General features: G+C 46.6%; 14 protein-coding genes, 1 tRNA gene and 1 pseudogene. 7 read left to right on the top strand and 9 right to left on the bottom strand.

Annotation, left to right across the window (positions count from 1 at the left end):
- Window positions 1–104: 104 nt before the first annotated feature.
- From AZI86_RS12470 to AZI86_RS12450, 5 genes are all read right to left on the bottom strand, one after another.
- The gene (locus tag AZI86_RS12470) at window positions 105–827 is read right to left on the bottom strand and encodes a CsbD family protein (RefSeq protein ID WP_061835534.1); all 723 of its coding nucleotides are present in this window, start codon (window positions 825–827) and stop codon (window positions 105–107) included.
- A 157-nt stretch (window positions 828–984) separates the two neighbouring features.
- Entirely contained in the window at window positions 985–1,539 is a 555-nt protein-coding gene (locus AZI86_RS12465; RefSeq protein ID WP_061835533.1) for a hypothetical protein, read from the bottom strand.
- Between the two features lie 11 nt (window positions 1,540–1,550).
- On the bottom strand, window positions 1,551–2,660 hold the full coding sequence (locus tag AZI86_RS12460) for a DUF748 domain-containing protein (RefSeq protein ID WP_061835532.1): 1,110 nt from the start codon (window positions 2,658–2,660) through the stop codon (window positions 1,551–1,553).
- A 54-nt stretch (window positions 2,661–2,714) separates the two neighbouring features.
- Window positions 2,715–3,281 carry a hypothetical protein gene (locus AZI86_RS12455; RefSeq protein ID WP_061835531.1) on the bottom strand — a complete coding sequence of 189 codons (567 nt, stop codon included), beginning with the start codon at window positions 3,279–3,281 and terminating at the stop codon, window positions 2,715–2,717.
- A 9-nt stretch (window positions 3,282–3,290) separates the two neighbouring features.
- Window positions 3,291–3,599 (bottom strand): BON domain-containing protein, encoded by a 309-nt coding sequence (locus AZI86_RS12450; RefSeq protein WP_061835530.1) that lies wholly within the window; start codon window positions 3,597–3,599, stop codon window positions 3,291–3,293.
- Between the two features lie 273 nt (window positions 3,600–3,872).
- Between AZI86_RS12450 and AZI86_RS12445 the strand changes: the two genes are divergently transcribed.
- From AZI86_RS12445 to AZI86_RS12425, 5 genes are all read left to right on the top strand, one after another.
- Window positions 3,873–4,757 carry a BON domain-containing protein gene (locus tag AZI86_RS12445; protein ID WP_061835529.1) on the top strand — a complete coding sequence of 295 codons (885 nt, stop codon included), beginning with the start codon at window positions 3,873–3,875 and terminating at the stop codon, window positions 4,755–4,757.
- A gap of 54 nt (window positions 4,758–4,811) precedes the next feature.
- On the top strand, window positions 4,812–5,402 hold the full coding sequence (locus AZI86_RS12440; RefSeq protein ID WP_061835528.1) for a type 1 glutamine amidotransferase domain-containing protein: 591 nt from the start codon (window positions 4,812–4,814) through the stop codon (window positions 5,400–5,402).
- Between the two features lie 11 nt (window positions 5,403–5,413).
- A complete protein-coding gene (locus AZI86_RS12435) occupies window positions 5,414–6,988 on the top strand; it encodes an FAD-dependent oxidoreductase (RefSeq protein ID WP_061835527.1) in 1,575 nt (524 codons plus the stop codon).
- Window positions 6,985–7,383, top strand: a complete 399-nt coding sequence (locus AZI86_RS12430; protein WP_061835526.1) for a hypothetical protein — start codon at window positions 6,985–6,987, stop codon at window positions 7,381–7,383. Before AZI86_RS12435 ends, AZI86_RS12430 begins: the two co-directional genes overlap by 4 nt.
- Window positions 7,384–7,485: 102 nt before the next feature.
- Entirely contained in the window at window positions 7,486–7,896 is a 411-nt protein-coding gene (locus AZI86_RS12425; RefSeq protein WP_061835525.1) for a hypothetical protein, read from the top strand.
- Between the two features lie 57 nt (window positions 7,897–7,953).
- Here the strand turns inward: AZI86_RS12425 and AZI86_RS19395 are convergent, their stop codons facing one another.
- The gene (locus AZI86_RS19395) at window positions 7,954–8,364 is read right to left on the bottom strand and encodes an alpha/beta fold hydrolase (RefSeq protein WP_216635914.1); all 411 of its coding nucleotides are present in this window, start codon (window positions 8,362–8,364) and stop codon (window positions 7,954–7,956) included.
- On the bottom strand, window positions 8,336–8,686 hold the full coding sequence (locus AZI86_RS19390) for an alpha/beta fold hydrolase (protein WP_061835523.1): 351 nt from the start codon (window positions 8,684–8,686) through the stop codon (window positions 8,336–8,338). Before AZI86_RS19390 ends, AZI86_RS19395 begins: the two co-directional genes overlap by 29 nt.
- A gap of 98 nt (window positions 8,687–8,784) precedes the next feature.
- On the opposite strand from AZI86_RS19390, the gene AZI86_RS12410 reads away from it, so the two are divergent.
- Both AZI86_RS12410 and AZI86_RS12405 read left to right on the top strand, forming a co-directional pair.
- Entirely contained in the window at window positions 8,785–9,048 is a 264-nt protein-coding gene (locus tag AZI86_RS12410) for a hypothetical protein (RefSeq protein ID WP_061835522.1), read from the top strand.
- A gap of 492 nt (window positions 9,049–9,540) precedes the next feature.
- Window positions 9,541–9,623 (top strand) — tRNA-Leu (locus tag AZI86_RS12405).
- Between the two features lie 53 nt (window positions 9,624–9,676).
- On the opposite strand, the gene AZI86_RS12400 is transcribed toward AZI86_RS12405, so the two are convergent.
- Window positions 9,677–11,167, bottom strand: coding sequence for a S1 family peptidase (locus AZI86_RS12400; RefSeq protein WP_061835521.1), 1,491 nt, complete (start codon window positions 11,165–11,167; stop codon window positions 9,677–9,679).
- Between the two features lie 120 nt (window positions 11,168–11,287).
- Window positions 11,288–12,491: pseudogene (locus AZI86_RS12395) on the bottom strand (hypothetical protein); the annotation flags it as partial.

The following is a 12,491-nucleotide window of genomic DNA, read 5'->3' as shown; positions in this document are numbered from 1 at the left end:
AAATGTGCCCCTCCAACGGACCATAAAAAAAGACCTTCCTCTGAAAGAGGAAGGTCTTAATCTCGAAATCCGTATCTCAGTTATTCCTGATTAAGAAGTTTTACTTATTCTTCTTGGGAGGAATCTTCGGAATTTCGGGAGTTTTGCGCGAAGTCGGATTCTCTATCTCGTGATTGGGATCGCGAGACACTGGATCCTTCTTGATTTCGCGCTGATTTTGAAACGGTTTCGGATCGGCTGGAAATTCCGGCTGATCCTTCAAAGGCTTGGGATCGACCGGAATTTCCGGCTTGTCCCGCTTCGGATCTAGAGTCATTGAACGGCCCTTCTGACGAACCATAACGTTTTGGTTCATTCGTTGTTACATCCTCAGCCATTCTTGAATCTCGGCTTAGATCAAAGTCATCAGGGACTCTATCGCCACCTTCATTCCAAGAAGCATGCAAGCTCTCGGCGGAATCCATTCCCTCTTCCGGTGCCTCAAAAGACCGGCTGTGAACGTTTCCAGAGCTTGTTTGGTTAATAGATGCAGAAAGCGATGAAGGATCAACATTGGATCCTAAATCAGCGGGGCCTGCACTAGATGCCGATGATGATCTGAAACTTGCCGGACCGGCCGCCGTACCACAACGATCAATACATTCATCAATTTTTTGATCGACCACATCGCTGGTCAGTCCGTATCGTTTCTGTACTAAGCTTGAAATAGCCCGTACATCACCATGAGTTTTTTCTAATTCGGCAGCATTGAGCTTATTCCAAGTTTTTTGGATCTCGCCTTTAACGTCATTCCATTGATTTTCTGGAATATTCGAATGCATTAACATAACTGCCTCCTTTACAATCAAGTCACACGCCTTTTAAGAAAGCATATTCCAGGCCAGTCTCAACTGAAAAGAAAAGCCTTTTGAACAAAAAAAATGGCGTAGGACAAAGAAATTTGCCCCACGCCCATGTCATAAGTCTACACCGGCAAAGCCAAATTTATTCGCGAATGACCATCACGATTGATTTTGATGCTTTTGAAGGAACTTTGACTGCGGTGTCGGTCGTCGGAATACCCGCCGTTTCTAAAGATTTTTTGATTCGTGCATCCGAGGTGCTGAAAAGTTCTTTCAAAGCCCCTGGACGCTCGGCCATGCTGTGTGTATCCACATCGATTCCTTCAGAAACTGTTTTGGCGTAATCTGAAATCGCTTTGTTACGTTTTTTGACGAGGTCAATTTCAGCTTTTGAAAGTTTTTTGGTATTGGTTGATGGGTATTCTGAATCCCCCCACGTAATAACCTTAATTTCTTTGATGTCACCTTGCGCTTTAGCTTGGTTGATCATACGGCGCAGATCTTCTTTAGCTGCACTTGTTAAAGTCGCAGACCCTTTATTGAAAGAAAACTCCGTCACGTAAGAAGCTTCTTGTTCTACGGCGACTTGCTTTGATTCAATACTGGTCGTATTGGCTGCTTCTTTTTTTGCTGAATGCGAGCACCCAACAATAAGTGCGGCAACGGCTAGACTGCTGATTCCCAAAAGTTTTTTCATACATACTCCTTCTATGGTTGTTTTGGATTTTCTTTAGATTTTTTTTCGATGGGGGCTTTGGTCTTCATATGGAATTGATCGTCCAATCCGGGCTGAAGACCTTCGCCAAAACCGTGACTAAATGCTTTTCCTAAGACTTCGCCTAAATTCCAGTTAAACTGATCCGCTTCATACGAAAAATTAAACTTGGTTGCGACGGACTTATCGCGGGGACTTTTTAAGATGAAGTTACTAAATGCGGTGGCGACTTCAAGGCTCCAATGCTTAATACCTTTAAAGTCCCCCTCATCCCCCATCATCTCTACATCTTTAACAAACGGTTTTACATACCCGTACAGATTTCCGTTTTCGCCTTTAATTTCGGCGTAAACATCCCCCTGTCCCTTCTTAAAGGTCAAAGGCACACGACGCTGCAAAAATGGATTTAACGAAATAAGGTCCAGCCCTTTCATTTCTAATGAGAATAAATATTCTGCAGGTGCCTGTTTTTGATCAACTTCCCCGACGATAACGGCCGTGGCCGAATCTTGTAAAACCGCGCGTAAGTTTATAAACGAGTTCGGTTCCCTTTCGGTCGCCGTCACATTAGAAACTCGACCGTCGATGTTGGTTAAGCGCAAGCGCAGCTCTTCCGGGATACCGTTGACATCTTCAATAGTGGCCTTAGAGTTTCTTAAATCAATGCGAGAGATACGCAATGGAAAGACTTTATTTCCCAATTCTTGAGCATCTTTCTTAGAAGCCGCACTTTGGTCTTTAATAGCTTGTAAAAAGGCCTGGGTGCCTTTGAATTCAACACCTTGACCAAAGATATCGGTTCTTAGATGGCCGCGAAAGAGGTCTCGCCAAGATACCGAGATATCGACGTACTCGATTTTCAAAAAATCTTGGTCCACTTTTTTTAGACGCCCCTCCACACCTTCTAAGCGATATGCGCCACGCAAAATGCTTAAGTCCACGTCGGCCACGTGAAACGAATACACTTGAGAAAAGTTTGCTAAAAAATCATTGAGTTGTTTTTTAATAATTTCTGGAAGGGCGACTCGCAAGGCAATCAATAAAACGACAATGATACCCAAACTGATGCGAAACTTTTTTGACTTGAAAACTTTTGATTTCATCCGGACCTCTAAAAAGCTCCCGAGCTCAAGGCCCGGGAGCGGTACTACAAAAAATTAAGGATGATAGTTGCGGTGAGAAGCGTCTTTATAAAGTTTTTGACTTACTTCGCTTGTGCTAGAAATATCGCGGGCGCCCGAGGCTTCAAGGATATCTTCGGCTTTATCTTTCCAATCCCCGTCATCAACGTGAACTGAAAGTAAAATACCGCCGTCTTGAACGAATTTTTCATAACGTTTAGCTTCATATTCCGGAATCCCGATACCACCTAAAGCACCAGCCACACCGCCAACGGCACCCCCAACGCCGACACCGGCCAAGGCCGCCATGATGGGCCCCGCCGCCACCAAAGGTCCCAAAGCCGGAATGGTCGCGATCGCGCCAATACCTACAAGCCAACCTAAAGTTCCGCCGACCAACGCACCAGCTCCACCGCCTAATGCCGCACCTTCAGGAGCTTTCGTTCCCTTTTCGTGAGCAAAAGTCATGGTGTCGCCTTTTTCCGCCATTAAGACCGAAACGTCTTCAGGACGAAATCCTTCCGCTCGAAGAGTGGACACACAGTTTTCAAGACTTGTTCTGTTATCAAAAATACCAAAAATCACTTTTCTTCCTTGTTTCATAAGAACCTCCTAGTAATTAGTTGAAACTTCTGTTTGGTTCACGACACTTTTTGTGCCTGATGATTTTTTCGCGATTTCCTCAACCCGGGATTGCTCTTGATTGGTAGCCACGGCTCCTTTTAAAGTCACAAGTCCGTTTTTAGAAATAATGGTAATGTTTTTTGCACGCATAGAAAGATTTTGATCCGCCACGATTTGCTCACGAATACTCCGTGTTAATTCGGTGTCCCGTGCATTACGCCCTTGGTCTTCGGCGGTCTTAGCAAAACCCACAGATGAAAGAGTCAGAGAGAAAATAATAATCAACCTTTTGATCATGGTAACGCCTCCTTATGTCGTAAATTAAAATAAAGGAGTCTTACACTTTTCTAAACGTAAAAAAGCGGAGGTTGTTTTCTAGCAAGACGATACTCCCGTGAGCGGTGCGTTTAATTTCAAGTGAGCAATAAAACTAATCATCAGATCGTGAACTTTCATACATTGATGTAAGGAATTGTATTATTGGCAGTAACGACAGTCTTTCTTTTATCTTTTAGTTTTTGGGTCGAAAATATTGTTCGCATGAGTGAACTATCCTTAAAGGAGGACTTTATGAGAAATCAAAGATTCGACCGAGAAAGACAAAACAGAAATAACCAAAACCAAAATCGCAACAACCAAGATCGGGACTATGGTTATAGCGAACGCAATGCTGGCGGACGTGGTGACTGGTATGACCGAGACCCAATGGACGATCGCTCTGGTTACCGGAACGAAACCGATGAGGAAAATTATTCTTCCCGCCGTGATTCGTCAGATATCCGAGGTTATAACGATCATTATCGTTACGATCAAAACTATCACAACTACTATGGTTCGACGAACTACAACCCAGATCGGGAACGCACGACGCCTTCGTCTTACGATTCAGACCGTTACAGCCGGGGCCAAGGTGCTTACGGCACGACAAGTTCAGGCCAAGCAAGCTGGGATACCGGCATGCATCCCCAACAACGTCGATCTCGCCAAGATTATGGACGTCAGGAATCAACTCGCAATGAAAGAACGTCCCAAGGAACATCTTATGGTGCGACCCAAGGATCATGGTCTCCGTCTGAAGAAACAGAAAAAGACAACAGCTATTACGGACGTGGTCCAAAAAACTTTAAACGTTCTGATGAACGCATCCGCGAAGAAGTTTGCGAAATGTTAACTCGCCACTCCGGAATCGATGCCGATGAAATTGATGTTGAAGTTAAAGACGGAGAAGTCACATTGACCGGAAGCGTCTCAGAACGTCGCATGAAACATCTTGCCGAGGATTGTGCGGAACAATGTTTTGGCGTCAAAGACGTGACTAACAACATCCGCGTAAAACGTTCGATGGATTCTGAAGTTTCTGATCGGGGTGATTTTGGGAGCGGCAATCGTGATCGATCTGTAAACACCAGCTCTACGAAAAAATCGTCAAGCTCGGGTTCAACACCGGGCCATTAATCTCTTAGCGGCTCCTTCGGGGGCCGCCTTAATTTTAACGCCAAGGAGGAATCAATGGCACAATCATTAAAAGGACGAAAAGTCGCAATTCTCGCTACCGACGGATTTGAAGAATCCGAATTATTTGACCCCAAAAAAGCTCTGGATGAAGCCGGTGCGCAAACGACTGTGGTTTCGCTTAAAAAAGGCGAAATCAAAGCATGGAAAGATAAAAATTGGGGAAAATCTATTGCCGTCGATCTTTCCTTAGACGAAGCCGACGCCGAAGATTTTGACGCTCTTTTACTACCGGGAGGCGTGATGAATCCCGACAAACTTCGCAACGATGAAAAAGCGGTGGCGTTCGCGCAAAGCTTTGTGGATGATGAAAAACCCATCGCCGCTATTTGCCACGGACCACAGCTCCTTATCGAGACCGGAATTTTATCGGGTCGCCGTGTGACCTCGTTCCCGTCCGTTAAAACCGACATCATCAACGCCGGCGGAGACTGGCATGATGCCGAAGTCATAACCGATAATGGCCTGGTTACAAGTCGTAAACCTGATGACATTCCAGCATTTAATAAAAAAATGATTGAAGAGTTCGCCGAAGGACGCCACACCGGCAGATCGGCAGATCAATCTAGCCACGCTTCGCAACACTAGGAGGACTTTGTATGTTCCATCTTCAGCAAAATACACGCTCTTACTGGCAAGAAATCGAGCCCCCCGTCACTTTACCGTTAAGTGCGGACCGGCACACCGATGTGTGTGTTGTCGGTGGTGGGATTGCCGGATCATTAAGTGCCTATATCTTGCTGAAGCATGGACATCAAGTCGTCATGATCGATAAAGAACCTTTTGGAGAAAACGAAACCGCACATACGAGCGCACATCTTTCTAACGTTTTGGACGAGGGTATTGACGAACTTATCAAACTTTTTGGCGTCGAGGGCGCAAAGAAAGCTGTGCAAAGCCATGCGGATGCGATTTCGTTGATTGAAAAGATCATCGAAGAAGAAGGCATCGATTGTGATTTTCGTAGAATCAAAGGTTATCTTTTTGAAAAACAAGAATCCCAAAAAACCTTAAACAAAGAATGGGCCGCCTCGCAAAAAATAGGTTTCGAGGGCATTCGCTTTTTGCACCGCAATCCTCTTTTTTCAGATTTAGGGCCCGCGATTGAATATCCCAACCAAGCACGCATCCATGCCCTTAAATTCTTACGCGGCTTATGGACAGCGATCGAACGCATGGGCGGAGAGATTTACACCCTCACTAAAGCCGTGGGTATTGGAGGCGGCGATAAACCGTTTATCAAAACCGCGCAGGGTTTTTTTGTCTATGCTAAAAACATCATCGTGGCGACTCATATCCCGATCCACGATCGATTTGTTTTTCCCACTAAAGATGCCGCCTATCGCAGCTATGTCATAGGCTTTGAAGTGCAAGCCGGAAGCTTTCCTGATTACTTGATGTGGGACACGCAAGATCCGTATCACTACGTCCGACTCATCCCCGGAACCTCGGAAGACAAAGACACGGTCTTAGTCGGTGGACAAGATCGCCGTGTGGGACAAGATAATAATCCGGAACAACGATTTTCCGATTTAGAAATCTGGGCGCGACATGCCCTTGATATGACAGTCCCGGTCTCAATGAAGTGGTCAGGCCAAATCATTGAACCCGTAGATGGACTTGCTTATATAGGGCGGAGCCCCGGGCAAGAACATATTTATATGTGCACCGGTGATTCCGGGCACGGGCTGACTCATGCGGCCATTGCCGCCATGATCTTTCGTGACCTTATCGATGGCGCTCCGAATGAATGGGAAGAACTTTATTCTCCGGTTCGTTTAAAAGCGCGGGGTGCTCGTGACCTTATTAGCGAAACCGCGAACACCTTTGTACAATATCTGGATTGGTTTTATCTGGAAGATGAAATTGCCAAAGACTCGCTTTTACCTGGCGAAGGAACATTGACCCGCCACAAAGGATCTCCGGTTGCTTTGTACTGCGATCAGAACAATAAAATTCACGCCATGAGTGCGGTGTGTCCTCACTTGGGTGGCGTTGTGCACTGGAACCAAGCCGAAAAAACGTGGGACTGCCCTTGTCACGGATCACGATTCGCTGCCACCGGCGAAGTTCTCAATGGCCCCGCCATTGAAGATTTACGCCCGACAGAAGTGACGTCTTCCGATGAAATTCAAGCCTTAAATGACTCTGAAAAACCTAAGGAGGTTTTATGAAAACATCGTTAGTGATCTGTCTGACTTTATTAGGAGCTTTAAACTTAAGCCACGCTCAAAGCGGCGGAGCCGGTGGCTCAAGTGCGGGTGGAAATATCGGCACTGGCGCTGCGGGCGGCAGCATTGGGACCGCACCAAGTTCCACGGGTACAACGGCAATGCCATCAACAACATTGCCTTCAAGTTCATCCGGATTGGGAACTCAACAAGGACCTACCAACTCCCCTTCGACTTCGCCGACTTCACCCTTGCTGCAAGGACAAAATGAGATTGAACGCCAACAGAACTCCATTCGCGACAATCAAGAGCAATACCGTCGTGATTTACAATTACGCCAGCAACAATTACAAACTCAGCCGCAACAGCAGCAGCAAAGTCCGACTCTTTCTCGTTAAATGTTCAAAATGGGCCCTTCCGGGCCCTTTTTTTAAGATTTTAATAGGCGATTCTGGGTTTTTTAGGTAGAAGTGGGCCCTTCTAAACACCAGGAGATATTTATGACACTTAAAGTTTTATTGGCTTCAATCGCTCTTTCTTTTAGCTCCCTTGCAATGGCAGCACAAATCACGAAAACACCTATCCACGGTGTGGCTTTGTCTTACAACCAAGAAACAGCTAAAGTTTACGCCACTGGCACTTTAACTTCAGGAGTCATTCAAACTAATAGCCTTTACACTGTCAGCGTGAACCAAAACCTTACAGGTAAATTCGAAGTGGACGAAAAAGGTCTTGTACGCCTAGCTCTTCAAAACTCAGGCGCCTTCTTGGTGGGCCAAGCTAACAAAGACAACAGCGTTGTTTTAGATGTTTCATTCCAAGCTTATCAAGTTTCTGAACGTTACGATGCTATCGAAAAATCTTTCGGCCAAGTGGACGTTGATTACATCACTTTGGATATCAAACTTTAGTTTTTGATTTAAAAATTAAACGTTCAAAAAAGAGAAGCCTTATAAGCTTCTCTTTTTTTATTCCAAAAGCTCACTCTGGTCTAAAAACGTATTGATCATGCCCGCAGTAAACTGAGGCATACCGCTTTCACCATGGGCCATAACCAATTCACCTAGGAAATCGCCATGACCTCCCGGGATGACCAACAGACGAGATCCCTTGACAGACTTGGTAAGATCCACAAGATGCTCTATTTTTGAAACATCGCGATCGCCACTGACAAACAAGGTTGGCGCTTTAATTGACCTCATGGACTTATCCGGAATATCCTTAAATCCCCGAATGCGCGCTAAATCCTTATCATGCATGATTTTGAGTTTGGCGGGATCTGGATTTATTTTTAAGAATGCCTCCTTTAACGGCTGCGGCATCTGTGAAAAATCGGTCTTATTCAAATATTCAAAAAATCCATCTTGCGGCGACATCATCGGCAGAGGTTTCAAAAACCACCGGTCCGGGACGATCACTGCTGCGGCCATGCCCCTGTTCATCCAGGGCAATCACTTTGCGTTGGGCACTAAAAAAAGGCAGCACTTTGCTGTAAGTGACGTCGATGCTCGATCCTCCGCCATGTAAAAGTACCAGGGGTGTCCCCGGCTTATCGCCATGAATTTCGTAATACATCTTGATGCCATTCACATCCGCATGACCACCTTGAACTTTTGGTGTGGAAACCGTTTTCTTTACTGGCGTTGAACATCCCACTAAAGAAGTTAAAAAGACTATCGAAGCCCCAACAAGATATTTCATGACATGCTCCTTGAAGATCCTAACGTTAACTTGATTTCTTTTTCGAGGCTAACTTTTAATCACTTGCTGCCTGACAATGCCCATGCTGAGATAGGTGCATGGAAGAAAACATTCAAGCTCTTGATGAACTGAATCGCCGTAATTTAGAAATGCTTTTTAGTATATCGCCATGGACGATTGTGGGCGGATTGATTTTCGGGATCTTAGGCGTTTGGATATTTCGCAAAGCCCGCAAAGAAGGAAATATTAAACTGATGTGGGTGGGTGTGGCCATGATGGCCTATCAGCTTTTCACCATGGATCCAATTGCTATTTGGGCTATTGGAATTTCCCTTTCCGCTTTAGCTTATCGTTGGAAGTAAAAGGTCAAAAAAATGGGGGCCTTATCGGCCCCCCAGCCAAAGAGGGGAACCACCAAACCCTCTTAAGACTGCAAAAAATTAAATTTTAATATCTTCGTTTGGAACTGCTTTGTTCCTTCGCTTCTACCGGTATGGGTCTTTGCGCGATTGTCATCCATAGCGCAGAGACCACAACCCCTGAGTAGAAGAGGCAGAACATCACAACATCATTTAAATCAGTCATGTTCTTCTCCTTTATTCGGCCCTCCCTGGCCTAAGAAATCAGAAAGTGCCATCCTAGCGTCCCCTGTTTTCCTTGTAAGAGCGTCCATGCTCTTATTGATATGACGATCACCCCTATGGTGGGGGTTAAAAGATTTTTGCTATTTTTTACGGCAATTCCTGATTATTTTTTTGCGAGGCGTCCAGGTCAACGCGAAGGCCATCCTATTGACTCTGACGGGCCTTTATAAGAAAGTCTTAGTTCCCTCTATCAAAAGTTCTTATAGGTGCGCGCGGATGGTGGAATTGGTAGACACGTACGTTTGAGGGGCGTATGCGCAAGCGTGAGGGTTCAAGTCCCTCTCCGCGCACCAATGCCCAAGCTAACTCGAACCACGAGGTTCGAGCGCCATTTCGAAATCATCTTTTATTTCAGTTTAAAACTGATCTCACACTGAAGTTGAATTGCGCTATCCGAAAATGATCCACTATCGGGATGATCTTCAGTCAATGGAATATAACGACTATAGGTCGCAGGCCCAAGAGCAGAGCGGTAAACCAGAGTGTCACGGCTTTTAGTGACGAGCTCGAAATACGTCTCATCAACAGAAATAATTGTACTATCGACGCTTGCTCCCAACGTGACTGACGGCTTCGTTCCAAGCAGCGCCTTTAAGATTTCGATGTCGCTCTTTTTGGCCTCCTGAGCTGATATAGCCGCACGATAGTCTTGTTCTAGGAATATCGACCCACCAACGTCTTTAGGATGATCTGGATCAGGTTTAAAGGAAACATTTTTTCCCTCAGCGAAGACGCTGCTTCGAATTGATCCTACAATCTCAAGTTTTTTGCTGGACCATGAAGAGCTCACAAATTCAACCGAACTACGAATTTTTCCATTCGCACTTTTACAAGTGGCCTTAATTTTATCTAAGCGCTGGCCCAACCAACGAGTGGAATTTAAGATTTTTTGGCCTTGGCTTTTTTCCGCCTGTATTTTTGCTTTCGCTGGCCCCTTAAAAGTCACTTTTTGATCTGAAATATTTTGCTTCGCATTTAACAACCAGTCCTTTGCTTTTGAAAGTCCGGTGTAGTTAACAGTTTTTGCGTAACAGGCGTAATCCTCATTCTCAACCGCAATCGCTGCGTGGCCCGTAACTCCGATTTGAGACCACTGTCCGTTCTCGTTTACAAAAAGGGGGCCGCCCGAATCACCTGGGCAAGCTCCTTGACCTTTTTTCGAAATCACTTCGATAAATGTTTTGTGCGTTGATAATTTGGCTTCGATGTCCAAAGTTTTAAGTGTCCCGAAAACTTTTTCACCGACGGGATATTGGGGATTTTGCTGACCATATCCTAAAATCGTGCCCTTAAAACTTTGTTTGTTGAAATCCAAATTTAACCGAGTCGGAATCTTTTTCGCCGGCGCGGGTGACGCTAGCAGAATAAGGGCCAAGTCGAAGTGACCTGTTTTATCATAGTCCTCTTCGCAATTAGCGAAATCACATTTTTGTATGAATTGCTGATTTCGGTCATCAATGCTTTGATAGGCCGGGTGTATCAAGATCTTAGCGATCTCTGCTCGCGCCGATTCCTGAGAGTTGGCGTCGGAATCAAATGCGACATCCATTTCGTCGCTAAGATTTTTTCCTTCCATTGTGTCCACGCAGTGGGCTGCTGTGAGGATGATGCTATCTGAAATAAGTGTCCCAGTACAAATGGGAATCATACGCCCCTCGTTCTTAAGGCGAAGGGCGACGGTCGAAGCGGCTAAAATATCATCATCGGCCACACTCTGGCCACCCGCAATGCCAAATTTATCGGCAGTTTCAAGGTCGCCCCTCTCGGCCGAGCGCTCTGAGCACGCTTGTAACAGAAAAGAAGCAGTCACTAGCACGGTCGCAAACATAAACTTCATTTGGAACTCCTCAGGGTCATTTCTTGATCGAGCCCAAAGGTGCACAACGCGTACCTAACGCCGTAAAATATACGGCGTGCAGAAGGTGGTTCACTGTTTAAAATGTGTTCTTGGTGACGTTTAAGGCACGTAATAGATGCGGCAGACGCCATTACCACCGTTGGATCGGGTGGTGATGAAGTCTCCGGAGCCTCCGGATCCACCACCATAAACTCCACCAGCTCCACCAAGACCATTGCCGGCGCCGCCGCCGCCACCACCGCCGCCAGATCCCGCCGTTGTCCATTCAGCGCCAGTACCCCCGGCACCACCAGGAAGATCTTCGTCACCCCGAGCACCTGCACTGCCACCGGAACCCGCACCCGCCGCGCCACCCAGACCACCACGAGTGGCTCCACCGGCACCTCCGTTAGCTCCTGCGCCATTGGGACCACCAGCCCCGCCGCCGCCACCGCCGGAGTCATCGGCTGTACCACCAGTACCACCGTTGTACTTCACTGTTCCCACGCTATTAGATGCAAGGCCACCAGCACCACCCGTATTACTGGTAGGCGACGTTCCGCCCGCAGCAGAAATAGAAGCGGCACTTAGAGACGTTCCGTTAAACCAGGAATGGGCGGTTCCTGTCGCTGTCACAGTTCCATTGGCCAAGCCGATTTGATAGGTGATATTAGCTCCCGCAGTTAACGAAAGATTTGTGATTTTAGAGTATGCTCCACCACCACCACCGCCGCCGCCTTTGGTTCCATTTTGCGCATATCCGCGTCCACCGGCACCAATACATTCGATGGTATTGTTCGCACTATTCCAATCCGCCGGCACCGTCCAACTTGTTCCCGAGGTCAGCAGAATTTCTTGAGGAAGTGCGACGACCGTTCCTACAACAGTATCTAAGACAGTATTGCTGTTTGAAGTATTTTTAACCGTGATTGTCGCTGTGTGGGTGGCTGTTCCTGAAACTCGAAACTCTAACGTCGCACCGTTCGTCACAGCGGTTAACGTCGCCGGCGATCCAGGAGTAAAGGCCGTCCACGAACCGCCACTTAAACGATATTCAATGGTCGGAGTTCCCGTTCCGTACACTGCTGAAATTTCAAGATTGATGCTTGGATAAACGCCGGTAATTGTTTGCACAGAAGAAGCGGTGTTAAAATTCGCCCAGTCGATCGCATCTGGAATAAAGTCAGGCTCCGTCGGAGCTGGTTGATACCACACACGACAAATACCTTGAGCTCCGGCTCCGCCAGGAGAGCCTGATTGCATACCCTCTTCACCGCCGCCGCCGCCACCAGCGCCGTAAAGACCCGCCGCACCGCCCGGCTTA

The sequence above is a fragment of the Bdellovibrio bacteriovorus genome (assembly GCF_001592735.1).
GTDB classification, from domain to species: Bacteria; Bdellovibrionota; Bdellovibrionia; order Bdellovibrionales; family Bdellovibrionaceae; genus Bdellovibrio; species Bdellovibrio bacteriovorus_D.
Note: the sequence above shows the minus strand (reverse complement) of the source record. Positions and strands in the feature narration are given on the sequence as shown.

Coding starts and splice junctions, on each gene's coding strand:
- AZI86_RS12470 (WP_061835534.1), bottom strand. CDS start 827: ATGTTAATGCATTCGAATATTCCAGAAAATCAATGGAATGACGTTAAA.
- AZI86_RS12465 (WP_061835533.1), bottom strand. CDS start 1,539: ATGAAAAAACTTTTGGGAATCAGCAGTCTAGCCGTTGCCGCACTTATT.
- AZI86_RS12460 (WP_061835532.1), bottom strand. CDS start 2,660: ATGAAATCAAAAGTTTTCAAGTCAAAAAAGTTTCGCATCAGTTTGGGT.
- AZI86_RS12455 (WP_061835531.1), bottom strand. CDS start 3,281: ATGAAACAAGGAAGAAAAGTGATTTTTGGTATTTTTGATAACAGAACA.
- AZI86_RS12450 (WP_061835530.1), bottom strand. CDS start 3,599: ATGATCAAAAGGTTGATTATTATTTTCTCTCTGACTCTTTCATCTGTG.
- AZI86_RS12445 (WP_061835529.1), top strand. CDS start 3,873: ATGAGAAATCAAAGATTCGACCGAGAAAGACAAAACAGAAATAACCAA.
- AZI86_RS12440 (WP_061835528.1), top strand. CDS start 4,812: ATGGCACAATCATTAAAAGGACGAAAAGTCGCAATTCTCGCTACCGAC.
- AZI86_RS12435 (WP_061835527.1), top strand. CDS start 5,414: ATGTTCCATCTTCAGCAAAATACACGCTCTTACTGGCAAGAAATCGAG.
- AZI86_RS12430 (WP_061835526.1), top strand. CDS start 6,985: ATGAAAACATCGTTAGTGATCTGTCTGACTTTATTAGGAGCTTTAAAC.
- AZI86_RS12425 (WP_061835525.1), top strand. CDS start 7,486: ATGACACTTAAAGTTTTATTGGCTTCAATCGCTCTTTCTTTTAGCTCC.
- AZI86_RS19395 (WP_216635914.1), bottom strand. CDS start 8,364: ATGATGTCGCCGCAAGATGGATTTTTTGAATATTTGAATAAGACCGAT.
- AZI86_RS19390 (WP_061835523.1), bottom strand. CDS start 8,686: ATGAAATATCTTGTTGGGGCTTCGATAGTCTTTTTAACTTCTTTAGTG.
- AZI86_RS12410 (WP_061835522.1), top strand. CDS start 8,785: ATGGAAGAAAACATTCAAGCTCTTGATGAACTGAATCGCCGTAATTTA.
- AZI86_RS12400 (WP_061835521.1), bottom strand. CDS start 11,167: ATGAAGTTTATGTTTGCGACCGTGCTAGTGACTGCTTCTTTTCTGTTA.